Source organism: Vibrio nereis NBRC 15637, from assembly GCF_001591105.1.
In the GTDB taxonomy this organism is placed as follows: domain Bacteria; phylum Pseudomonadota; class Gammaproteobacteria; order Enterobacterales; family Vibrionaceae; genus Vibrio; species Vibrio nereis.
Genome location: NZ_BCUD01000007.1, coordinates 203090 through 227762, shown reverse-complemented (window position 1 = coordinate 227762; position 24673 = coordinate 203090). Strand labels below are relative to the sequence as shown.

Below are 24673 nucleotides of genomic sequence, written 5' to 3'. Positions count from 1 at the left end.
TAAGTCTGCTGTTTTTTTATTTTCTATTATTTAATACATTTCACTAACTCGCGATTAAAAACCAGAGAATCACTCTCACCTGTGTTTCTTACATTCCTCAAATTCCACACATATCCCTACAAAATCATCGATGTAAACCTCAATTTACTCTCTACCTTCGAGTCAAATTAAGCATTTTTTAACATTTTGATTACACTTAGATAAACTTTTGGACACTAAAATTGATCGCTGTTTCTTTCTGTTATATCAGCAAAAAACAATGGCGATTGAGCAACCAATAGCGATTTGTGTTGATTACCCCAACTTTTGGCTATTGCAGGCGTCTGTTAAGGCTTAAACCGAAACATGGTCAATAAGTCATGATTCGTCACTTGAAGGTGCGATCCACCTGAGAGCGACAACAAAGGAGATTCCCATGAATGTGCAATCTTTGCCTATGCTCCGCTTTATCAACCATCTAGGGGAAACGGTAGAGCAATTACCCGCATGGGCAAACAATGAAACCTTAGTTACGTTTTATCAGGATATGGTGTTAAGCCGTACCTATGATAATAAAGCCGTGGCGCTACAGCGCACTGGAAAACTGGGTACTTACCCTTCTCATTTAGGGGCCGAAGCCTTTGGTATTGGCATTGGCCATGCACTACAACCCAACGACGTTCTTATTCCCTACTATCGAGATATGCCTGCGATGTGGGTGCGTGGCATCCCGATGGAAAAGAATCTGCAATATTGGGGCGGCGATGAACGCGGTAGCGATTTTACACCGAGCGAAGATGTGCACTGCCATGACCTGCCTTTCTGTGTTCCCATCGCGACACAATGCACTCATGCCGTTGGTGTCGCCGCTGCACTAAAAATAGAAGGCGCTCATAAGGCGGCATTGGTCACTTGTGGTGATGGCGCAACCTCGAAAGGCGACTTTCTTGAATCCATCAATTGTGCAGGCGCTTGGAATCTACCTTTGGTATTCGTGATTAATAATAACCAGTGGGCAATATCTGTCCCTCGAGCACTACAGTGCGCCGCCGATTTTCTGTCTGAAAAAGCAAGAGGAGCGGGAATGAACGGCGTTACGGTGGATGGTAATGATGCCGTCGCGGTACATGACTGTGTTTTAGCGGCTTTAGATAAAGCAAGAAAAGGAAAAGGTCCAACACTCATCGAAGCCGTAAGCTATCGCCTGAGTGATCATACAACCGCCGATGATGCTAGCCGATACCGTAGTGACGATGAGCTACAACAAGCTTGGCAATATGAACCAATTCAAAGGCTGAAACTATACTTGACCAATATCGGCGCGTGGTCCGACGAACAAGAGCAAGCATGGCTGCAAGAGTGTAAAAGTTTGGTAGAAGCGGCGGTCGATAACTACACCAACCTAGTCCCGCAAGCACCAGAAAGTGCGTTCGATTACTTGTATGAATCGCCCCCTGCCGAGCTAAACGCACAGCGAGACGAACTGATTCATAAAGTCATGCGTATGCAAGGAGGTCAACATGGCTGAGATAACGTTAGTTGAGGCAGTGAACCTTGCGCTCCACCATGAGATGGATTGCGATAAAAATGTGGTTGTCTTGGGGGAAGATGTCGGTGATAACGGCGGTGTGTTCCGAGCAACTGTCGGGCTAAAAGAGAAGTTTGGTCTTCGCCGAGTAATAGACTCTCCTCTAGCAGAAGCCTTGATCGGCGGCGTGGCGGTTGGGATGGCTTCTCAAGGATTACGGCCAGTAGCAGAGTTTCAGTTCCAAGGGTTTGTCTTCCCGGCTTTGGAACACTTGATGTGTCATGCCGCACGTATGCGCAACCGAACCCGAGGGCGCCTAACCTGCCCTGCGGTATTTCGCGCTCCCTTTGGCGGCGGGATTCACGCACCAGAGCACCATTCAGAAAGTGTCGAGGCCTTATTTGCGCAGATTCCAGGCTTTAAAGTGGTGATCCCATCTTCGCCACAGCGTGCGTATGGCTTACTGCTGGCGTCAATTCGAAGCAATGATCCGGTGATGTTCTTTGAACCTAAACGCATCTACCGGACGGTGAAGTCCAATGTTATCGACAACGGTGAGGCACTGCCTCTCGACACCTGCTTTACACTGCGTAAAGGCCGAGACATCACCCTTGTGACGTGGGGGGCTTGCGTAGTTGAGTCGCTGCAAGCCGCACAGGAACTGTCAAACCAAGGCATTTCTGTAGAAGTCATTGATCTTGCCTCAATCAAGCCTATCGATATGAATACCATTATTAAGTCGCTTGAGAAAACGGGCCGACTGCTGGTGGTTCATGAAGCCAGCCGAACCTGTGGCGTTGGCGCAGAGATTTTGGCAAGAGTGTCAGAAAGTGCAATGTGTATACTTAAAGCACCACCAAAGCGTGTTACAGGGATGGACACCATTATGCCTTACTACCGTAATGAAGATTACTTCATGATTCAGGAACAAGACATCATACAAGCTGCGCGAGAGCTGGTGGAGGGATGGAAATGAAACGCTTCTTATTACCTGACCTTGGTGAAGGGTTAGCCGAATCAGAGATCGTCGAGTGGCACGTCAAAGTCGGCGATCATGTCGAACTCGACCAAGTTGTGCTTACGGTCGAAACCGCCAAAGCCGTGGTTGAAGTCCCCTCGCCTTGCAGTGGAAAAATACTCAGCCGTCATGGTGAAGAAGGCGATGTAGTCAATATTGGCGCGCTACTGCTCGAGATTGAAGAAGTGAATGCGGATAATGCTGTGCAGTCAAAGCAATCCGAGCAAAGCAAACAAAATGCCGACGCCGCTACAGTAGTGGGCAATGTGTCACACCAAACCCATCAGGTTAATGTGGATGACTTTTGGATCGGTGGCAATAACACCCCTATGGATCAGTCTCCGGTAACGGCTATGCCCTCTGCGCGTCTTCTGGCGAAAAAGCTAGGCGTTAATTTGGATAAAGTAAGTGGTACTGGACCAAATGGGTTAATTATCGACAGCGATATTTACCATGAAGCTGGACGACAAGAGCCCGGCACTGAGTTGCTTAAGGGCGCTCGTCGAACCATGGCCACAACCATGACGGAATCTCACCACGCTGTTGCTGCCGTTACCATTACCGAAGAGGCCAGTTTAGCCAATTGGAATCAGGAGGAGGATATCTCGGCTCGCCTAATCAAAGCGGTAGTTTATGCATGCAAGCAAGAGCCAGCACTGAATGCGTGGTTTGACGCCGATACCATGACCCGTTGCGTTCATAGCAAGGTCAACATCGGTATTGCTGTTGATAGTGAACACGGCCTGTATGTGCCGGTATTAAGGGATGCCGATAATTTCTCTTCGGAGGGCGTTCGTCGCTGGCTTAATGAAACCATTGAGGGCATCCGTTCAAGAAAAGTGGGGCGCGAGCAGCTTCAACATGCCACCATCACACTGTCTAACTTTGGCGCGATTGCCGGAATCTATGCGACCCCCGTCGTCTCACCGCCTCAAGTCGCTATTGTTGGAGCAGGTAGAATCATCGACAAAGTCGTCATGAAAAACGACCAGCCTGTCGCGATTAAAGCAATGCCGTTATCCATAACCTTTGACCATCGAGCGTGTACAGGCGGCGAAGCTGCAAGGTTTACCAAAAAGCTCGTCTGGCATTTAGAAAGTCAATTTAGAGAGTAACCAAACCTTGAGATGACTCACTGCCATCTCAAATAGAAAGTGGGCCCAGTTGGGTCTACTTTCCATAAATCGTGACATTGTAACAATTAAAGATTTTCTATTAGTTCCGGCACAATGGTAAACAAATCACCGACTAACCCATAATCAGCCACCTCAAAGATGGGTGCATCAGGGTCATTATTGATCGCGACGATCACTTTAGACTCTTTCATACCCGCGATGTGCTGTATCGCGCCTGAAATCCCCACAGCAATATACAGGTCAGGGGCAACCACTTTACCCGTTTGCCCAACCTGTAGATCATTCGGGACAAAACCCGCATCCACCGCAGCCCGGGACGCACCGATAGCACCACCCAACTTATCGGCCAATGTTTCGACGAGTGTAAAGTTCTCTTTGCTACCAAGGCCTCTTCCTCCTGAGACAACAACTTTGGCAGATGTAAGATCAGGCCGAGCAGATTCTGTCATGATTTGCCCGACAAACTCCGTCGAAATTGGCGAGTTAACCCGTTGCAAACGAGTCACTGTGGTCGAGCCTTCAGTCGGCTGGATATTATCAAACGCCGATTCGCGTACAGTCATCACTTTAATCGGGTCGCTCGACTGAACCCGAGCGTAAGCGTTGCCTGCGTAAATAGGCCTGATAATGGTATCGGCAGATTCTATCGCGGTAATATCAGAAAGCTGGCCAACATCAAGCAAAGCCGCAACGCGGGGCATTAAATCTTTACCAAATGTCGTTGCTGACGAGAGCACGTGGGAATAGCGTTGACTGACTTCTGCCACCACAGGTGCAATACGCTCACTTAAGGGATGAACATACCATTCGTCATCTACCAGATTCACTTGGTTGATAATGCCAAGTTGCTGCAACTCTTCGCAGACTGGCTGGCATTGATAACCCACCAGCAAAGCATCAATCGGGCACTTCGCACACAATGTTGCAAGCTGCTGCGCAGCAGAAAAGGTCGATAATGTACTCGGGCTGCAATGAGTACCATCATGCTGAACCACAACTAAAACTCTTGGTGAAGATTGACTCATGTCCCCGCTCCTTATCCCATCCCATCCCATCCCATAACTCTGGCACGCTAATCTCAGCTTAGTAAAGTTTGGGTTAACTGAACTATATTTAATGGGACAAGCTGAGCAATAGGTTGGGTTGTAAGATGGAAAGAGACACCATGGAGTTTGACGTAGTCATTGTTGGCGCAGGGCCTGCTGGCCTATCTTGTGCCTGCCAGATCGCCCAACTGAATGAATCTCATGGATTAGATTTAAATATTTGTGTGATTGAAAAAGGCTCCCAAGTAGGGGCTCATATTCTATCTGGCGCCGTTTTCGACCCCAAAGCCTTAGACGAACTCTTCCCGGACTGGCGAGACAACCCCAACCCACCACCAATGACGCCAGTGAGTGATGAATCGCTTATTTACCTAGCAACAAAACACAACCACTTTGGCCTGCCCCACTTTATTGTCCCGAATACGTTGCACTGTGATAGCCATCAGTATGTTATTAGTTTAGGTCAACTGTGTGTTTGGTTGGCCGAACGAGCAGAACAACTTGGCGTGGAAGTATTCCCCGGCTTTGCCGCAAGAAGTATCCATTACGATAACGAAGGTAATGTGGCTGGAGTTGTTACGTCTGACTTAGGGTTAGATAAAGAAGGCAAACCAAAAAGTAATTTTGAACCCGGCGTGATCCTTAAAGCTAAGTACACCGTATTTTCAGAAGGTGCCAGAGGACACTTGGGCAGAAAGCTGATCCGAAAGTTCAAACTCCACAAGGGTAAACAGCCCCAACATTATGCGCTGGGTATTAAAGAGTTATGGCAACTCCCTGACAACGATCCTAGACATAAGCCGGGCACAGTTATTCACGGTTTAGGCTGGCCGTTAAGTGAGTCGCACACTAATGGGGGCAGCTTTTTATACCATCTAGTCAACAACCAAGTTGCCGTAGGGTTAATTGTGGATCTCAATTACAGCAACCCTTACCTTGACCCTTTTGAAGAGTTTCAACGATTGAAACACCACCCTGCGTTCTCTAAACATTTGCAAGGCGCAGAAAGACTCTGTTTTGGCGCCAGAGCCCTCGCGAAAGGTGGATTATTTTCACTCCCTAAACAACAATTCCCTGGTGGCTTACTCATTGGTTGTGATGCAGGCACACTAAACAATGCCAAAATCAAAGGTTGCCACACCGCGATGAAGTCTGGCTTGATCGCCGCCGAAGCCATTGCCAAAGAGCTAACAAGTAGTCATCCAAGCTTTGAAGCCGACTATCAAACCCATTTTGAGCAATCTTGGCTTTACGAAGAATTAAGCCAAGCGCGCAATTTCAACGGAGCCATTCACAAACACGGTAACGTGTTAGGCGGCGCGATCGCGGCTATAGAGCAAAACATTTGGCCAAGGTTCAGCAAAAAACCTGTGCCTTGGAACATCAAAGATCTGCAAGCCGATTACCTTTGCTTAAAAGAAAAACACGTTTGTCCAAAAATCGATTACCCAAAACCCGATAAAAAGCTGAGCTTTGATAGACCGTCGTCGGTGTACTTGTCTGGTACAAAACACGAAGAAAATCAACCTAATCATTTGCACGTTGCTAGCCGTCGGCGTGCCATTTGCAATCATATCCCCATGTTTGACGAACCCAGCCAGAGGTATTGCCCCGCGGGTGTTTACGAGATTGTTGAGTTAAATAGCGAGAAACAGCTACAAATTAACCCAACGAATTGTCTTCATTGCAAAACTTGCGATATTAAAGACCCATCCTGCAATATCACTTGGTTCCCTCCCGAAGGTGGCGGTGGTCCGGATTACCGAAATATGTAAGCCTATGTTTTTATTGGTTATCCTCCACAAAAACTGCAACACACCATACCAATAAACGATGCGTATTATACTTCCGTTACCGAATGTCAAACCCTTACCAATAAAGGGGTTGTACACACGCTGTTAACAATTGGAAATATTTTTGTGTTCGGATTGAAAAAGAGATTCCAATCACACTTATATTGGTTATAATTCGCGCCCATTGCGTTTTATGTTGATAAACGCAAACTTAATTTGAATGTATTGACTATTAACCAATCCTCTTTATTGAGGAAAACTGGGAAAGAAAATGAGCAAGATTGATAAAGCGATGCGCATCCTGCTAGCGGGATTCTGTATCAACCTTTGTCTTGGCATCCTGTATGCTTGGAGTGTATTTAACAAAGCACTAGTCACTGAGTCTGGCTGGAGCGCGGCGGAAGCGTCTGCGCCTTACGCAACTGCAACTATCACCTTCTCTATCTGTCTTCTTGTTGCGGGCATCCTTCAAGATCGTATGGGTCCACGTATGATCCTTATCCTTGGTACTGTACTGACGGGCCTTGGCATGATCGCTTCAGGTTTTGTTGATTCACCACTCATGCTAAACATCACGTTTGGTGTGGTCACTGGTGCGGGTATCGGTTTTGGTTACGCATGTCTTTCTCCGTCTGCAATGAAATGGTTCCACCCTTCTAAGAAAGGTATGGTAAACGGTCTAATTGCAGCAGGTTTTGGTCTCGCTGCTATTTACCTTGCGCCTGTGACCTCTTCGCTAATCGACAGCATGGGTATTCAAACCAGCTTTATGGTTCTTGGTGTAGGTATCCTTGCCATTGCGGTTCCACTGGCAGCAACAATCAGCAACCCACCAGCAGGTTACACGCCAGAAGAGCCAAAGCTAAAAGCGGGTCAAGCACCAAAGGCTGTGAAGAAATCGGAAGATCTAAGCTGGAAAGCAATGCTAAAAACGCCTCAGTTCTACTCATTGTGGATCATGTACGCATTGGCAGCGTCTGTTGGCCTAATGATCATCGGTAACATCACCACTATTGCAAGTGTTCAGGCTAACCTGCCAAACGCTGTTTACCTTGCATCTATCCTTGCGGTATTTAACTCTGGTGGCCGCGTTGCAGCGGGTATGCTTGCAGACAAAATCGGTGGCGTACGCACTCTACTGCTAGCATTCGTGCTTCAAGGTGCGAACATGGTTCTATTTGCAACCTTTAACACTGAATTCACGCTTATCATCGGTACTGCGATTGCAGCTGTAGGCTACGGTACTCTACTAGCCGTATTCCCTACCCTAACAGCAGAATTTTACGGCCTTAAGAACTACGGTACTAACTACGGTGTGCTTTACACTGCATGGGGTATTGGTGGCGCTATCGGTGCAGCCGTTGTTGGTTTCTCAATGACAAACGGCGAAGGCTACAACCTGGCTTACACTGTTTCTGCAGTAATGATGGCGGTATGTATTGCCCTAGCAATCATCACTAAGCCACTTTCTGAAGTAAAAGTAGCAGAGCTTAAAAGCGCTTAATTGATTGAATTAAGTATCGAAAGGCTTACTCTTATGGGTAAGCCTTTTTTGTATGTGTAGAGTATGGATAACCCTGTCACCCTCACCCCCGACTACTATTTAGATAATTTCCAGAAACTGATCGATCACGCGTTGCAATGGTATCCGGATCTATTAAAGCGTGACGAACACGAATGGCTTGCTAAGTTCAATCAACTAGACAGGCAAAGTCAGTGCCTGTTGGTGCGTTTGTACAGTCGCCGAGGCTGCTGGTTCCGCTCTGATAAGGTGAACTATGCAGAAATTCCTGATAAGGACGCATGTTTACAAGCACTAGTAGATAACGAATTTATCGCGATAAATCCAAATTTGGATACTCATACACTCGCGTCTAGGTTGCTCACCAAACCCGAAATCTGCGTATTGTTCCCTGCGGTAAACCGCTCCCTTAAAAAAGATCAGCTCATCGAATCTCTACCTAATATTGCGTTCTCTCAGTTTGATGCAATTGAGTTTGATGTGATTCAGCTCAATTCGGAGCATATGATCGATGTATTACTCACGCTGTTTTTTGCCAATACTCATCAGGATTTAAGCCAGTTTGTACTGGATGACCTGGGTTTACACCAATTTGAGAAATACGAGCTAAGCAAGAAGCGACGGTTTTTCTCGTCACGCGAGCAGATAGATCAACTGCTCCATTTAGGTGCTCTGACGGAAGAGTATGCTTTATCAGACAGGAAATGCCCGCATACATTAGATGACCTTTACCAACGTATGCCAGCCTCAGTAGAGCACACCTATATTGAACGGAAGCGTCAACACATGCTCAATGATATTGCGCGCGATTTTGAAAGGCTGGGCGAATACCCAAAAGCGCTCTTTCTGTTCCAACAAACACACTTGCCTCCGAGTCGAGAACGCCAAGCGCGTATCTTCGATAAACTCAACCAAGACACATCATTTAGTGACGTTGTCACTGAAATATTAGCCAACCCGACGAACATTGCAGAGCTGGAAGTCGCACATAAGCTCAATCAGCGTGTGCAACGTAAACGTGGTTTAAAGGTTGCGCGCGCACCCAAGCCGAAATGCCATGAATACCGAATTGAACTTGATCTCTCAGCAGAGCGGGTTGAGCTAGCGGCCAAAGCATATTTTGAATCACAAGGCTGGACGGTGTATTACGCGGAAAATCATTTTCTAAATGGCTTACTAGGCTTAGCCTTTTGGGAACTGTTTTTTGCGCCCGTGGAAGGCGCATTCATCAACGCCTACCAGCATAAACCGTTAGATTTATATCACGCAGACTTCATTACAAAGCGTCAGAAGCTATTTGATGAAACGCTCGACAAAATCTCAACACATGGACTTAACGCTCTAAAAGCTCAGTGGGAAGAAAAACGCAATATCAGCAACCCTTTTGTCCATTGGGGTGTGTTTGAGCCAGAGCTCATAGATTACGCGGATGCTACCATCCCAAGAAAAACACTGATTGAGCTGTTTAGAGTGCAATTCAGTGACCTTAAGCTCTATCGAAACGGAATGCCCGACTTGATTGCTTTTAAAAATGACGAATACCGCTGGATAGAAGTGAAAGGCCCTGGAGACAAACTTCAGGACAACCAATGGCGTTGGATTAAAGAATTTGAGCGCTTAGATGTGCCTTTCTCTGTCTGTTACATCAATCAGTAACGGTCAAGACTAGGTAATCTTGATTTTGAATGGTGTTTTATTTGCTAAACCCGTATCCTTCTGCTGCAATCTTTTATACACAAAACATCAAAACAATATCTAGATGAAATTACGCAAATTTTTGTTACTTACAGTCGTTATGCTGTTTGCTGGCTGCGCCACTTATGCGGGCCTGAACTACGACCAGCTTTTTGGTGAAGCACAGGTGAGAGAACGACGTTCTGAAATGAGCTCATCACATAGCGAGTTCTTCTTAAATGAAGTCAAACCCATCATCGATAACCGCTGCGTGGTGTGTCATGCCTGCTATGATGCGCCTTGCCAACTTAAATTGTCGTCGGTAGAAGGGATCGATCGGGGGGCAAGTAAAGACCTGGTCTACGAAGGAACACGCTTAACCGCAGCCAAACCGACACGACTTTTCGAAGATGCTAACACCACAGCACAATGGCGTGATTTAGGGTTTCATCCGATTCTGAATGAGCGAGCGCAAAATCCAACAGCCAACCTTGAAGCTGGGTTGGTGGCCAAAATGTTAATGCAGAAAGAGGCGCACCCTCTTCCCGATCAAAAACAACTAGAAGGGTTTGATTTTGCCATCGATCGCTCCCAAGTTTGCCCAACCATAGAAGAATACGCGCAGTACCAGCAGGAGAACCCAACTTGGGGAATGCCTTATGGAATGCCAAACTTAGACAACAAAGAATACAGCACTTTGATCAATTGGCTAAGTGACGGCGCCGTCATGAGTGCTCCTATCCCTCTCACTCAAGATCAAAAACGCTTGGTGGATGAATACGAAACATTGCTGAACAAAAACTCGCTCAAAGTGCGTTTGGCAGCTCGCTACATATACGAGCATCTGTTTCTGTCACACCTCTACTTTTCTGACTTAAACGAACATCAACCGCGTTTTTTCAGTTTAGTTCGCTCGTCTACACCACCGGGTGAGCCAGTCAAACGTATTGCCACTCGCCGCCCCTATGATGACCCAGGCGTTGAACGCGTATACTACCGTCTAATTCCAGAGCAAGGCACTATCGTTGACAAAACGCACATGCCTTTCGCATTAAACGAGCAACGAATCGCAAGCTGGAAAGAATGGTTTATTGACGCAAACTACACGGTGTCTGAACTACCAGGTTATGAACCGGAAGTCGCTGCCAACCCAATGACTGCGTTTATCAACATGCCTGTGAAAGCACGCTTTAAATTCATGCTCGACAACTCGCAAAATACCATTAATGCCTTTATTAAAGGGCCGGTTTGTCGTGGTCAGTTGGCTCTGAATGTTATTAACGATCGCTTCTGGGTTTTCTTCATCGACCCTGATAAATCCGCCATTCCTGAAGTGAGCGAGTTTTATCGTTCCCAAGCAGAAAACCTGAAACTGCCAGCCGAATTAGAGAGTAATACTTTACCCATCACCAATTGGGTATCTTATTCGAGACAGCAAGCAAACTATCTAGAAGCTAAGTCAGAGTTTATTAACAACTGGTTTAAAGGTGGCCGATACCTAACCACTGACCTTATCTGGGATGGAAACGGAACCAACCCAAATGCAGCCTTGACGGTATTCAGACACTTCGACAGCGCCACTGTGGTCCAAGGCTTAGTCGGAGAGCCGCCAAAAACAGCATGGATTATGGATTACGCGCTGATAGAACGTATCCATTACCTGTTAGTTGCTGGTTTTGATGTGTATGGCAATTTTGGCCATCAGTTGATGACCCGAATGTTTATGGATTTCTTAAGACTGGAAGGTGAAAGTAACTTCGTTACTCTACTGCCAAGAGATGAAAGGCACAAAGAACAATCGAGCTGGTATCGCGATCAAAGCCCTCAGCTTAGTGACTTTTTGCTGCGTAACGTCAAACCATTTGATCAGCCAACGCAGGTCTCTTACACCACGGACGACCCGAAAACAGAGCTTTATGCGAAGCTGAAAGCCGTGTTGGAGCCGATATTAGATAACCGTTACCAGATCGAAGACACTGGCTTTAGCCCAAAGAATGAGGCGTTGCTGCGTTCGATTGACAACATTAAAGGGACAGGGCTTGCCAACTTCCCACAAATCACCATGCTGATGATTGAGTCGTCTGCTGGGAAAGATCAGCTCTTTACCCTGTTACACAATAGCGCTCATACCAATATCTCAAGCCTGTTTGATGAAGAAAGTAATCGCGATCCACAAAATGATGATCTGACTCTGGTTCGCGGTGTTATTGGTAGTTATCCAGCTGCCTATCTGTCTTTAAAAGAATCTCAGATCCCACAATTAGTGGAAATGATCAAAAATGTTCAAACAGAACAAGATTACGTTAAGTTATTAGATACGTTTGCGATTCGTCGTAGTTCACCTGAGTTCTGGCCGTTCAGCGATAGGGTTCATAAGTGGTACAAGCAGTCCTATCCTATCGAATTTGGATTGCTGGACTATAATCGTTTTGAGAATAGGTAGAACTGTTTAACCGTGCTTGCTCACTCAAGGAGGTTATTATGGGAATTCAAGACAGCATCCGTGCACTGGAGCAGCAGATCTATGTTGCGTGTTCTGAAGGTGATTATGACACCGTACAAATGCTTGAATACCAACTAGAAAGGTTAAGAACCAAAGCCGAACACCCATTTGACGAAGACCCGTATGCTCCAGAAGGAAAGTTCTTTCCTGAAGATGAGTGGTATTAATTAACGAGAACGCCCCGCATAATAGCGGGGCGTTTTTTAGTGGCCGATTGTATTTAATAACAGATTGTATTTAATTACCGAACGTAATAAGTGCCTGTGTTTTATTCAAAGCTCGCTCCGAACTCTCGTAGCTAACGGCATTTAAACGAATCTTTGTCTATGCCGTGTTTCTTCATGCGTAAATACAGCTTTTTACGTGGCACTTGTAAATACGTTGCCGCATCTGTCACTCTGCCTGAATGTAAAAACAGCGCATCTTCAATCACGCCTTTCTCATAATCATCGACCAGCTCATCCAATGGGAGCTGCACTTCTTCCTGAGTGTAGAGCTTTTCTTTACCCGTTAGCTTAATAATCCCCACTGCATATAATTCAGCGACATTACGCAGCTCTCGGACGTTGCCTGGCCAGTGGTGGGACCGTAACACAGCGAGGTAGCTAGACTCGACTTTGGGCACCGTTTTACCTAGCTTTTTACAACTAAGCTTTAAGAAATGGTGGAAAAGTACGGCCACATCATCCGGTCTTTGCCGTAGCCCTGGCACCTCAATAACACCTTGATTCAAAACGTAATAAAGCTCGGGGGTTAGGCTTTCTTTGGCAATCAGTTGCTCTGGTTGCTGACTGAAAATGGCCACCACTCTCAATGGACGGTTGTTACGCTCTTGATCGATCAACCACTGCGCTAATGCTCGCTGACAAGGTTCATTAAACAGCGCCACGTTGTCTAAAACCAGTGTACTGGAGGACACATTCTCGAGCTGTTTTGTGAGCATTTCCACTGTCATGTCCACTTCAGCGGCCAATAACTGGCATTGGTTACTGTTTCCGTTATCTGACATTTCATGGATAAGCTGGGCAACCAAGTGACGTCCTGTCCCTGACTCTCCCCACACCACTACGTGATTTTTAAGCAGGGCAAATTGAGATACGCAATGGCGGATCTGATCCAACTGGGCAGAGTTGCCAATTAGCGCTTTATCTATCGACGAAACCATCGCTCTTTTTTGCTCAACAAACGCGGCTCGAATATCAAGGTGCGATTTCACCATCTCTAATAGCTGTGCTGGATTGATCGGTTTTTCAACAAATTCACAAGCGCCTTTTCTTACCGCATCAACGGCCATCGGTATATCACCATGCCCGGTGATCACAATCACTGGGATACGTTCGTCGATCTGTTTGATTTTCTCCAAAAGCTCTAAACCGTGGATCTGCGGCATGTACATATCAAGTAAAACAACACCCGACCAATCTGTCGATATGTGCTGACAAGCCTGAGTAGGATCAGAAATCGCTTTTGCTGTTAAACCCGCAATGTCCATCAAGTGTTTATACGAGTCCAACACATCCTGATCATCATCAACCAAAAGAACCGAAAAATTATGATTTTGCATACGGCAGTTCCAAAATAACTAATGCACCTTTCTCCATACTGGACGCAAGATAGATATGCCCAGCGTACTTCTCCATTAATGATTGGCTAATATTTAATCCTAGCCCTAAACCGACCTCTTTTGTTGTTGTGAATGGAGTAAACAACTTCTCTATTATGTCTGTATCAAAGCCTTTCCCTGTATCTTCTATACCAATGACTTGGTGTGTTGACGTTGAGTACAAAGGCGCAATGGTGATCTTACGTTCATTACTGTTTGCTTCCGTGATCGCGTCACAGCTATTGACCATTAAGTTAATCAATACCTGTTCAATAGCTAATCCACTACCGAATACTTCACACTGTTGATCAATTTGGTTGTCGATCTCGATCATCTGCCGCTTGGCTTTGCTATTCACAATCGTAATCGCTTGTTCTGTCACTTCTTTTAAGCTCAGCACCTTCGCGGGCTGTTCAGCATCTGGCTTTTTGGCGAAGCTTCTTAAGCTACTAATAATTTTGCCCATGCGGTGTGACAAGCTTTCAACTTGGTCGATAGATTTAGTTACCGCTTCAACATTGCCATGTTCACACGACAGCTTGGCACTGTAGAGATACGTCGACATGGCGTTTAATGGCTGATTAAGCTCATGAGCCAAACTGGTCATGGTTTGTCCGACCACTGCCATTTTCGCCGCTTGAATCAACTCCCCCTGCGTCTGTTTCAAATGCAATTCCGTACGCTCGCGTTCGTTGATTTCTTCCGAGAGCAGTTCATTCTTTTCAACCAAATCACGCGTTTTGTCAGCCACTCGCCTCTCCAACTCGCGAGTGGTGAGCTCTTGTTGGGTAATATCGGTGATTGTGACGATCACTTTCTTAAGCTGACCATGAGAAAATAGGTGGAAATCAAAGTGAAGGTAGCATTGATTTTCCTCTGCGACGCAAAGCGTGATTTCATCTTGCCCTTCGATAAATAAAGTGCCACCTCGCTTAAATACACGTGCGAGCTTTAGCTGGCTATCACTTTCAAACGATTGCCAAATCAGCTTTTGCTCAACCTGACCTTGCATCGCCAGTAAGCGTCTAGCACTCAAGTTGGCAGATTCAACATAACCATCTAAATCACAGGTCAGTAGACTCGCAGAGGTGTTGTTTATCAGGCTAACGGCGTTAGTTCTTTGTATCTCTTTGACACTTTCCCCATACTCAATCAACTTTTCACTCAGCCTGCCAATCTCGTCCGCGCCATCTACGCGAATTGGGTGGCTCAAATCCCCTTTTGTAATAGCATCAATACTGTTACCCAACGCGGTCAATCTCGCCACAATACGTCGATTGATAAAGTAGTAGGTTAAAAATAGAGACATCAGAATCGAGACACTAAAACAGATGATCAGAATGTGGTTACCGTAAGAGACTAGACTTGCTGTTTCTTTTTTTACGTCCACAAACGTTTTATCGGCCCGACTAACCACTTTCGCGATTTGTTGGTGAATCTCACCCAATTGCGTTTCTATTCGTTGCTGCAGTATGTTAATTCTTTTATTAATGACGACATTATCAAGCAGTTGATGATAGAACACCCCTTCAGGCGCGAGCAGAACTTCCAATTCTTCCACCAATTGCTGATACGATATCGAAGAAGGCAGCGCGTAAATCACCTGGCTACTTTTAACCAGTTCATCGAGTTTATACTGGATAACCTTAGTTACATTGTGCACTTGGGCAAGCTGCTGGGCTTGCATGACGTCACTGGTCATAGAAAATACGGCGGCTTCAACATCAAGCACTTGCTGAATGGTATCTAACTGCTGCAATGCTATCGTTCTTGCTTCGCCACTTTCGTTTCGATTAATTAACCAGTGCAGTTCTTGCCTGATGGGTGTCAGCTCAGCGCGAATATCTTGATGTAGCCAATTGATTTGCTCTTTGAGTTTATTGAGCTCTCTGGTTTGCTCGACTCGACGCAAAACAAGATTGCTGTAATGAGATAGAGATTGGTCAAGCTCAAAATACAGATCAGAAAGGATCGCCGATTCACCACCTTCGATAGGATCCAATTGCCCTTCTGCTAAGATACTTTTAACTTCGGACAGTTGCCCAGACAATTCCAACGCCAGGCTGTCTATCTCAACTCTGTTGGTTAAGGTCGGCAACAACTGTACTCTATGGCGTATTTCACTGCTTCGGCTTTCCAGCAAATAGCTTGTATTGTATTTAGGAACCGCGTTTTCCAACAGCTCACTCACTTGCCCGTCTAAGCGCCCCCACGTTAACCATGCCACTACACTGACGACAGTCATCAAGACAGTGGTTCCGGTAAAGGCCAGGACAAGTTTCGCACCGATCGTGCTCCACTTTTTCATTTAGTTAACTCTTGCTGCATCTGACGGAACTCAAGTTCGACACCCTGAATGTTGGCTTCATACTCCACGCCAAAACGATAACTGAACTCAGCGAGCATCGCTTCTTTTAGCCGATCCGTATCGTGGCTGTTTTTCATTGCTTCTGAGACTTTTAAGCTAAATTGTTCTACCTGCTCCTCACTAAAAGGAATGGTAAAGAGCTCTGTCATTAGCGCATTAATACGCTCTTGGATCTCAGCATCATTTTTGTACTGAACTTTAAAGCGAGACAGGCTCAACCAAATATCCTGAAGTTCTGGTAAACGCTTGGTTATGGATTCATCAAAGATTAAGTTGACTAGTTTTTCGCGCCCCATCAGTTTAGTAAGGTTAAGCGCAGGAACCGCCTCACTCAGCAGAGAGTTATCACTAATAGAATGCTTGGCAAACGTTGATTCCAGCATGTCTCCTTGTATCTTTTCCGATACCAGCAACTCAATGAAATGATGGGCTAGCGGGTTGCCACCCGGCTTATTGAGAATAGCCACATACGTCGGCATTAGAGTGAAGTCTTGGTCGTAACCAAACCCGACATGTTGGTATCTTTCTGGCAAAACAAGCGCGTAACTGTCAATGGTGGGGCCAATTCCAAACTGGCCTTTGGCAACGTAATCACTCACACCGAAACTACGTGAGGAAATGGTCCCTAAGTTGGCGCCGACATTGAGAATGATTGACCACCCTTTCTCCCAGCCATAGCGAGCCAGTATGCTTTCGACCATCATTTGAGTGGTTCCTGAACGGCTTGGGGTGCTCATGGTGATGTGGCCGTAGTATTTCGGGGAGACTAAGTCTTTAAACTTGGATGGCGTGCTTAAATTGTTGGCCGTTAAGTAGTCGTTGTTCCACACCAACCCCGCGCCCGAATACCCAACGCTCACCACTTTATTCTGAGTAGGCAAAACAAAAGGGCTTAACCACACGGGCATCTCTAAGCTTAATGAGCTGCTTGACAACAATCGGTTATCAACGAGATCCTGCATAACATACGGCGAAGAGCTTAAAACCATATCGATGTCGTCAATATAGCCTTTGTTCAGCAATTGGCTAGCGGACTGCGTTTTACGGTATATCAGTGTGATATCCACTTTCGGGTACTGCGTTTTGTATTCTGAAATCAGTTCTGCCAATGGCTCTCCAGAAAACGTCGTCAGGATAACCAAGCCATCTTTATCCGCCTTCGCAGGGGAAGAAAAACACAGCAAGCTAGCCAATATTGCTTTCCACTTGACCCCGATGTTATGTATTTTCAAATCACAAAATCCCTTAAAAATGTGCGTCAATTCAAAGTCTCATCTTTCGACACAAAAATAATGTTTGTCAGCTTTGTGTCAGAGCTGACGCACTTCCTCAATTCGTTAGGCATAATTTTATCAATTTCATCCCCTCTTACACTGTGAAATGTGGCAATTTTAACTCACAGGTCAGACTTGTTTGAGTCATTTTTGCCTCAAAAGCACGCTTTTGAAGTTCTTCCGCTCCGTTTGCATGATGCTCCCGACAACTCATTTACCGTCACTATCTACGGAGTGAAACAATTATGTTTAATTTCTTCAAAACACGTCCGGACTTACCTTTGTCCGATGGCTCAAAAGACGCCATGCAGTCCAGATTTAAACGCTACCAATGGCAAGTGTTTTTAGGTTTGGTTTTTGGTTACGCTGTATTCTACGTTGTACGTATGAGTTTAGGTGTGGTTAAAAAGCCTATGCTTGATGCTGGCATCGTAAGTATCGAAGAGCTTGGTATCATGGGCTCTGCGTTCTTCTTCACCTACGCTATAGGTAAATTTTCGAACGGCTTCCTTTCTGATTATGCCAACATCGGCCGCTTTATGTCGTTTTCACTGCTGCTTTCAGGTGCAACAGCGATTTTCATGGGCCTTAACACAACAGCGTTCTTCTTCATTCTTTTATGGGGTCTGAACGGTTGGTTCCAATCTGTTGGTTCTGCGCCTTCATGTGTATCACTATTCCAGTGGTTCTCACCAAAACAACGTGGTAGCCGTTACTCTGTCTGGGGTGGTTCTCGTAACATTGGTGAAGGTATCACTTGGATCCTAACGGCAACGCTAGTGAGCTACCTAGGTTGGCAAGCAGGTTTCATCGGTGCAGGTATTGCGGCAATTATCGCAGCACTTTGCATGTTCTTCATCCTTAAAGACCGCCCACAAACTTACGGTCTACCAGATGCAGCAACAGCATTTGATGAAGAGCCAGAACTGAAGAAAAAGAACGACCCTAAAGAAACACGTCGTGCTCAGCTATTTGTTCTTAAGCAACCGACAGTTTGGCTAATTGCTGCGGCATGTGCGGCGATGTACGTATCTCGCTATGCGATGTCTTCTTGGGCGGTACTTTACCTACAAGAGTCTAAAGGCTACTCACTGATTGACGCTGGTTTCGCAATGTCTACTTACCCTATCGCGGGTCTAGCGGGTGCGATTCTATCAGGCATCATCTCTGACAAAATCTTTAACGCTAACCGTCACATCCCTACGCTACTTTACGGTATCGCAAACATCACTGGTATGTGTCTAATGTTCTTCGGCCCAGATAACCGCATTGTTGACGCTGTTGCTCTAGGTTTGATTGGTTTCGCTATCGGTGGTCTGGTTGTATTCCTAGCGGGTCTAACAGCTTGTGACCTAATGCCTAAGAACGCAGTAGGTGCTGTAAAAGGCTTCATCGGTCTGTTCTCTTACATGGCAGCATCGGCGCAGGAAGTTATCTCTGCATCTCTAATCACTATCACTGAAGTTGACGGCGTATCTCACTACGACTTCTCTCAAGCACAGTACTTCTGGCTAGCGGCTGGTGTGGTATCTCTACTACTTGCTCTAACCGTATGGAACGCGAAGAAAGTGGTTGATATCGATACTCCTGAAACAGAGCTAAAAGAAAGCACTGCTAACTAATAACACTGGGGGCTTCGGCCCCCTTTGCTGGTGAAACCAAACAAACATGATCGGTTTAGAGCCACCAGCTCCCCCTCTTTAAATTTCTCTTTTCATGGTGTTGTTATAGGTAAGGTTATGAATAAAACAAAAATCGTCGCAACGTTGGGCCCGGCGAGCCAAGGAGTCGAAACTCTGACAGAAATGATTCGTGCAGGCGTAAACGTTGTTCGCCTTAACTTTTCACACGGCACACAGGAAGACCACGTAGCGACCGCAGTCAAAGTCCGTTCTATTGCGAAATCGCTAGGCAAACACGTGGGCATTTTAGTTGACCTACAAGGTCCTAAGATCCGTATTTCTGGTTTCGAAAATGATGCCATTGTTCTTAATGAAGGTGACACTTTCTATCTTGACGGCAACCTAGACGCGAAATCAGGTAACCAAGAAGCCGTTGGCCTCGATTATCCAGAACTTATCGATGATTTAAACGTTGGTCATGTTCTTCTGTTAGATGATGGCAAAATCCAGCTAGAAGCCACAGAAGTCGATAAAGAAAACAAGCGCGTAAAAACTCGCGTACTTAACAGCGGAAAACTATCTAACCGCAAAGGAATCAACTTGCTCGGTGGTGGCCTATCTGCCCCAGCATTAACCGCTAAAGACAAGCAAGATATCGCAACAGCAGCCGTGATTGATGCAGATTTCCTTGCTGTTTCATTCCCACGCAATGAAGACGATATTCACTACGCGCGTTCTATTGCTCGTCAGTCGGGCTGTATCGCGCAAATCATCGCCAAAGTAGAGCGCGCTGAGATCGTTGCCGACGAGGAATCCATGGACAAAGTGATCGAGGCCTCCGATGTCATCATGGTTGCACGTGGTGATTTAGGGGTCGAGATTGGTGACGCGCGCCTACCTAGCGTACAGAAAACGTTGATCTCTCGCTCTAAACATCTAGGTAAACCAGTGATCACTGCGACGCAAATGATGGAATCGATGATCGAAAATCCACTGCCAACGCGCGCAGAAGTTATGGATGTGGCGAATGCGATTATTGATGGTACCGATGCGATCATGCTTTCAGCAGAGTCGGCCATGGGTGAATACCCGATAGAGGCCGTCAAAGCCATGGCACGCGTGGCAAGTGGTGTAGAAGGCGAAACCATGTGTTCTGGCGCTTGTTGGGATCAAATTCAACAGCTTTGCAGCGATATGAGTAAAAGCTTCGCCATCTCTTCAATGATCTCTGCCGCGCAATCACAAGATAGTCTAGGCGTTGCCGTATTTACTGAAAGTGGTGAAACACCGCTACTGATGTCTCGCTGCCACAGCAAAGCAACCATTTGGGCACTGAGTGACAATGAAAAACTGCTCGCCAAATTGTCTATTTTACGTGGCGTGGAACCTGTTCTCGCACTCCCAGTACCAAACAATTCAGAAGTCACCACGACCGTATTACCTCTAATCAGAGAGGAACTTGATAAGCGCAATATTTCGTCGCTGCTCATTTCTCGATTTGAATCCGTAGAAGGGGTTGGCGACATCAATATCAGTCGCCTGGTTCAACTTAAACAGAAGGAATGTGTGACCGCTTAACTTTTTTCTCCAAGCAGCAATTACCCTCCCCCTCTCCCATGCTCCACAGGGAAACATTAGGGATTTTGGCCTACCCTCGCGGTAGGTCCTTTTTTTATAATTAATTTCTTTATCAATATCTACTGTCTTATTTTGCGTACGCCAATAACATCGCTACAATAAGCACTTTACAACGCATATTTTAACGCTATTATTCAGCCGCAAACGTTTGCCTTACTATTTGTGTGTCAATTCCGAGGATTTTATGCTGTCTGATATTGAAATTTGCCGCTCTTCTGCACTGCTCCCTATTGCTAATGTTGCAATACAAGCTGGTTTACAAGACTCTGAGTATCACAGCCAGGGACAATATAAGGCCAAAGTCTCATTAGACAGCCTCAAGCGACTGCAAACGAACCCCACAGGGAAACTTGTTCTTGTCACGGCTATTACGCCTACGCCATTGGGTGAAGGAAAAACGGTCACTACAATTGGGTTAGCGCAAGGCTTGGCGAAACTTAAACACTCCGTCATGGCGTGTATCAGACAGCCATCAATGGGGCCTGTTTTCGGTGTGAAAGGCGGCGCGGCTGGCGGCGGCTATTCTCAAGTTGCACCAATGGAAGAGCTGAATTTACACCTCACTGGCGATATTCACGCAGTTACTGCGGCACATAACCTCGCAGCCGCCGCTATTGATGCGCGTATTTACCACGAGCAACGTAATGGCTACGACGACTTTGAGCAACGCAGCGGCCTTAAAGCACTGCGGATTGACCCAAAACGCGTGGTTTGGAAGCGTGTAATGGACCACAATGATCGCGCACTACGAATGGTCACCATTGGTCGTAACGAAGAAGGCAAAACCATTAACGGTTACGAACGCGAAGACGGTTTTGATATTTCCGCCGCATCTGAATTGATGGCTGTGCTAGCGCTGGCTAGCAACCTTAAAGATCTGCGGAACAGAATTGGTCGAATTGTAGTGGCTTATGACTTAGATGGCGCTCCCGTGACAACGGAAGACTTGCAAGTTGCAGGTGCAATGGCAGTTAGCATGAAAGAAGCCATTGAGCCAACTCTGATGCAAACGTTAGAAGGTGTACCAACCCTGATTCACGCAGGCCCATTTGCCAACATTGCCCACGGTAACTCTTCCATTATTGCTGATAATATCGCGACTCGATTAAGCGACTTTACAGTCACAGAGGGCGGTTTTGGCTCTGATATGGGGTTTGAGAAAGCCTGTAACATCAAAGCGCAAATGTCGGGTAAAGCGCCGGACTGCGCGGTGATTGTTGCAACTCTACGCGGTTTAAAAGCCAATTCCGGCCTGTATGACCTAAAACCTGGTCAACCTATTCCAGACACTCTGTTTGAACAAGATCATGAGGCGTTGAAAGCTGGGTTTGAAAACCTGAAGTGGCACATCAACAACGTAAACAAATACGGCATCCCTGCAGTTGTTGCAATAAACCGTTTCCCTCAAGACAGTGAAGAGGAACTCCTTCAGCTTAAGGCTATGATTGAAATGCTGCCAAACAATGTAGAAGTGGCAATCAGCGAAGGTTTTGCAAGTGGTGGTGAAGGCACGCTAGATTTAGCTCAGAAGGTCGTATTACAAACACAAAGAAAAGTAACATTCACACCTCTTTATCGCCTGGAACAAACAACCGAAGAAAAGCTGATGGCGGTTGCAGAAGCGGGCTACGGCGCTGCAAGCCTGACATTGAGTGAGAAAGCAAAGCAGCAGTTAGCTGAATTTAAAAAACATGGCTACGACAATTTGGCTGTATGCCTGGCAAAGACGCCGTTGTCCATTTCAACTGACGGCTCTGTAAAAGGCGCACCAGCACATTTTGATGTACCCGTTCGTGAATTAAAGTTATGTGCAGGCGCTGGCTTTATCTATGCGCTCTGCGGCAACGTAATGACCATGCCAGGGTTACCAGATAAACCCGCATTTATGAATTTAGATCTGGATGAAGATGGCCATATTATCGGCCTAAGCTAACGTCTAGTTATTCCTTCTTTCTCATAAAGGCTTAGATTGTGTTCTAAGCCTTTATTTTTTAAGCCTGATTACGCGGATTAAACGAAATTCAACTCAAGATCATGTACCATTGAAAGATAACTCAGCTAACACTGGAATTCTTCATGGAAGCAGAACTACTGGAAATTAAAAACTTCCTTACGCAACACCCGCCTTTTGACGAGCTTGAAGATGATGTTCTCAATTTCATCACACAGCATATTGAAATCTCATATTTCCGCGAAGACACACCCGTTATTCACTTTGGTGATGAAATCCATGATCTTTACATGGTACGCAGTGGTGTGGTGGAAGTTTATCGACGTAAAGGTGAACTGTATAACCGCTTAGATGAGGGGGCACTATTTGGACAGATGGGATTATTAACGAATAACAAAGTTCGTTTCCCAGTCAAAGCGATTAAAGATACGCTGCTCTATTGCATCCCTGAATCCGTATTCCAAGAAGTGTATGACAACCACGAGTCGTTCGCTGACTTTGTCGAAGTTCAAGACAACGCTCGACTGCGTCAGGCTGTCTCTAACTCCAATGAGCAAAATGATCTTACAACGTCAAAAGTAAGAACACTGATCACCCGCGATGCTCCCTACATCTATCAAGATGAAACCATTCAAAGTGCTGCCGTGAAAATGGCCGATGAGAACGTTTCCGCTCTATTGGTGGTTGATCCCGAGGTGATGGAAGATGATGAAGATAACTCCCCTCTTGTTGGCATTATTACTGACCGAGACCTATGTACAAGAGTGTTAGCGCAAGGGTTAGATTCTAGTGAAGCAGTCTCGGATGCAATGACGACTGAACTCATTTCTATTGATCACAATGCGTATGTGCATGAAGTGATGCTAAAGATGCTGCGCTATAACGTGCATCATTTACCTGTCCTAAAAGACAACAATCCAATCGGTATTATCGAAGTTTCAGACATTGTTCGCTATGAGTCTCAAAACTCATTGCTCTTGGTGAGCAGTATCTTCCAACAGCAGTCGATAGAAGATCTTGCCGCAGTGTCTGAGCAAGTTAAAAGCAGCTTTGTGCGTATGGTCAACGAAGACGCAAACTCGCACATGGTTGGAAGTGCTATGTCGGTGATTGGACGAAGCTTTAAACAGCGCATTATAGAGTTGGCTGAGGAAGAGTTGGGTGAGCCGCCTGTGCCATATTGCTTCTTAGCACTTGGCTCAATGGGCCGCGATGAACAATTGCTTGTTACCGACCAAGATAATGCGATTATTCTCGACAATACCTTTATCAAAGAAGAGCACGACAGTTACTTTGTTGAGTTAGCCAAGCGTGTCTGCGATGGCCTTGATAAGTGCGGGTACCGTTACTGTACGGGCGATATCATGGCGACCAATGATATGTGGCGAATGACGCGCACGGAATGGGAAGAGTGTTTCGCTGACTGGATTGATGATCCTAACCCGAAAGCTCTGCTCAATGCCTCGATCTTCTTTGATTTAGATGGCGTATATGGCCGACTAAAATGGGCGGAGCAACTTAATGGCTTCATTGTCAGACGAGCGAGAAAAAACAACCGATTCCTTGCTTGCCTCGCACGTAACGCTTTAAACAGAACGCCACCACTCGGCTTCTTTAAAGATTTCGTGATGGAAAAAGATGGCCAGCACAGAAACTCGATTAACTTAAAACGCCGTGGTACTGCACCTTTAGCCGATCTCATTCGTGTTCACGCTCTGGCCGTTGGTTCACGTTCCAAGAACTCTTTTGAGCGACTAGATGACATCACTGAAGCTGGTATTTTGCCAAAAGGAAAAGCAGAAGACCTGCGTGACGCGCTGGAGTTTATTTCGATGGTACGCATCCGGCACCAAGCATTTGATGTCGAGAATGAAATCGATCCAGACAACAACATCGAACCAGAAAGCTTATCTGATTTCGAACGTAGAAATTTAAAAGACGCATTTCAGGTGCTCAGCAACGCGCAAAACTTCCTGAAATACCGTTATCAAGCCAGCAACAGCTTTAAGTGAGGGAGT

16 protein-coding genes are annotated in these 24673 nt (G+C 46.0%); 12 read left to right on the top strand and 4 right to left on the bottom strand.

The features are described 5' to 3' along the window. The first annotated feature begins 415 nt into the window (after window positions 1–415). From pdhA to VNE01S_RS10140, 3 genes are read left to right on the top strand one after another with little or no spacing between them, the layout of a single operon-like run. On the top strand, window positions 416–1507 hold the full coding sequence (gene pdhA, locus VNE01S_RS10150; RefSeq protein ID WP_053394915.1) for a pyruvate dehydrogenase (acetyl-transferring) E1 component subunit alpha: 1092 nt from the start codon (window positions 416–418) through the stop codon (window positions 1505–1507). Beyond that, complete coding sequence (locus VNE01S_RS10145; RefSeq protein ID WP_053394916.1) at window positions 1500–2483, top strand: alpha-ketoacid dehydrogenase subunit beta; 984 nt, start codon at window positions 1500–1502, stop codon at window positions 2481–2483. Before pdhA ends, VNE01S_RS10145 begins: the two co-directional genes overlap by 8 nt. Continuing rightward, a complete protein-coding gene (locus VNE01S_RS10140) occupies window positions 2480–3640 on the top strand; it encodes a dihydrolipoamide acetyltransferase family protein (protein ID WP_053394917.1) in 1161 nt (386 codons plus the stop codon). Before VNE01S_RS10145 ends, VNE01S_RS10140 begins: the two co-directional genes overlap by 4 nt. An 86-nt stretch (window positions 3641–3726) precedes the next feature. On the opposite strand, the gene VNE01S_RS10135 is transcribed toward VNE01S_RS10140, so the two are convergent. Next, window positions 3727–4686 carry an electron transfer flavoprotein subunit alpha/FixB family protein gene (locus VNE01S_RS10135; RefSeq protein WP_053394918.1) on the bottom strand — a complete coding sequence of 320 codons (960 nt, stop codon included), beginning with the start codon at window positions 4684–4686 and terminating at the stop codon, window positions 3727–3729. A gap of 125 nt (window positions 4687–4811) precedes the next feature. Here VNE01S_RS10135 and VNE01S_RS10130 point away from each other — a divergent pair, with 125 nt between their 5' ends. The 5 genes from VNE01S_RS10130 (at window position 4812) to VNE01S_RS10110 (ending at window position 12366) form a co-directional block, all read left to right on the top strand. After that, a complete protein-coding gene (locus VNE01S_RS10130; RefSeq protein WP_053394919.1) occupies window positions 4812–6482 on the top strand; it encodes an electron transfer flavoprotein-ubiquinone oxidoreductase in 1671 nt (556 codons plus the stop codon). A 289-nt stretch (window positions 6483–6771) separates the two neighbouring features. Continuing rightward, the gene (locus VNE01S_RS10125; protein ID WP_053394920.1) at window positions 6772–8004 is read left to right on the top strand and encodes an L-lactate MFS transporter; all 1233 of its coding nucleotides are present in this window, start codon (window positions 6772–6774) and stop codon (window positions 8002–8004) included. A 63-nt stretch (window positions 8005–8067) separates the two neighbouring features. Beyond that, window positions 8068–9678 carry a VRR-NUC domain-containing protein gene (locus VNE01S_RS10120; protein WP_053394921.1) on the top strand — a complete coding sequence of 537 codons (1611 nt, stop codon included), beginning with the start codon at window positions 8068–8070 and terminating at the stop codon, window positions 9676–9678. Window positions 9679–9781: 103 nt separating this feature from the next. Next, the gene (locus tag VNE01S_RS10115) at window positions 9782–12139 is read left to right on the top strand and encodes a fatty acid cis/trans isomerase (RefSeq protein ID WP_053394922.1); all 2358 of its coding nucleotides are present in this window, start codon (window positions 9782–9784) and stop codon (window positions 12137–12139) included. A gap of 38 nt (window positions 12140–12177) precedes the next feature. Continuing rightward, complete coding sequence (locus VNE01S_RS10110) at window positions 12178–12366, top strand: hypothetical protein (RefSeq protein WP_053394923.1); 189 nt, start codon at window positions 12178–12180, stop codon at window positions 12364–12366. A gap of 131 nt (window positions 12367–12497) precedes the next feature. Here the strand turns inward: VNE01S_RS10110 and VNE01S_RS10105 are convergent, their stop codons facing one another. Genes VNE01S_RS10105 through VNE01S_RS10095 form a run of 3 tightly spaced genes read right to left on the bottom strand, consistent with a single transcriptional unit; the run spans window position 12498 to window position 17402 of the window. Beyond that, the gene (locus tag VNE01S_RS10105; protein WP_053394924.1) at window positions 12498–13763 is read right to left on the bottom strand and encodes a sigma-54-dependent transcriptional regulator; all 1266 of its coding nucleotides are present in this window, start codon (window positions 13761–13763) and stop codon (window positions 12498–12500) included. Beyond that, window positions 13750–16110, bottom strand: coding sequence for an ATP-binding protein (locus tag VNE01S_RS10100; RefSeq protein ID WP_053394925.1), 2361 nt, complete (start codon window positions 16108–16110; stop codon window positions 13750–13752). The genes VNE01S_RS10105 and VNE01S_RS10100 overlap by 14 nt, the downstream gene beginning before the upstream one ends. Continuing rightward, window positions 16107–17402, bottom strand: coding sequence for an ABC transporter substrate-binding protein (locus tag VNE01S_RS10095; RefSeq protein WP_053394926.1), 1296 nt, complete (start codon window positions 17400–17402; stop codon window positions 16107–16109). The genes VNE01S_RS10100 and VNE01S_RS10095 overlap by 4 nt, the downstream gene beginning before the upstream one ends. A gap of 287 nt (window positions 17403–17689) precedes the next feature. Between VNE01S_RS10095 and VNE01S_RS10090 the strand changes: the two genes are divergently transcribed. From VNE01S_RS10090 to VNE01S_RS10075, 4 genes are all read left to right on the top strand, one after another. Further along, complete coding sequence (locus VNE01S_RS10090) at window positions 17690–19066, top strand: MFS transporter (protein ID WP_053394927.1); 1377 nt, start codon at window positions 17690–17692, stop codon at window positions 19064–19066. A gap of 117 nt (window positions 19067–19183) precedes the next feature. Continuing rightward, window positions 19184–20644, top strand: coding sequence for a pyruvate kinase (gene pyk, locus VNE01S_RS10085; protein ID WP_053394928.1), 1461 nt, complete (start codon window positions 19184–19186; stop codon window positions 20642–20644). A gap of 244 nt (window positions 20645–20888) precedes the next feature. Next, complete coding sequence (locus VNE01S_RS10080; protein ID WP_053394929.1) at window positions 20889–22637, top strand: formate--tetrahydrofolate ligase; 1749 nt, start codon at window positions 20889–20891, stop codon at window positions 22635–22637. A 143-nt stretch (window positions 22638–22780) separates the two neighbouring features. Continuing rightward, a complete protein-coding gene (locus tag VNE01S_RS10075) occupies window positions 22781–24667 on the top strand; it encodes a putative nucleotidyltransferase substrate binding domain-containing protein (RefSeq protein ID WP_053394930.1) in 1887 nt (628 codons plus the stop codon). Window positions 24668–24673 lie beyond the last annotated feature (6 nt).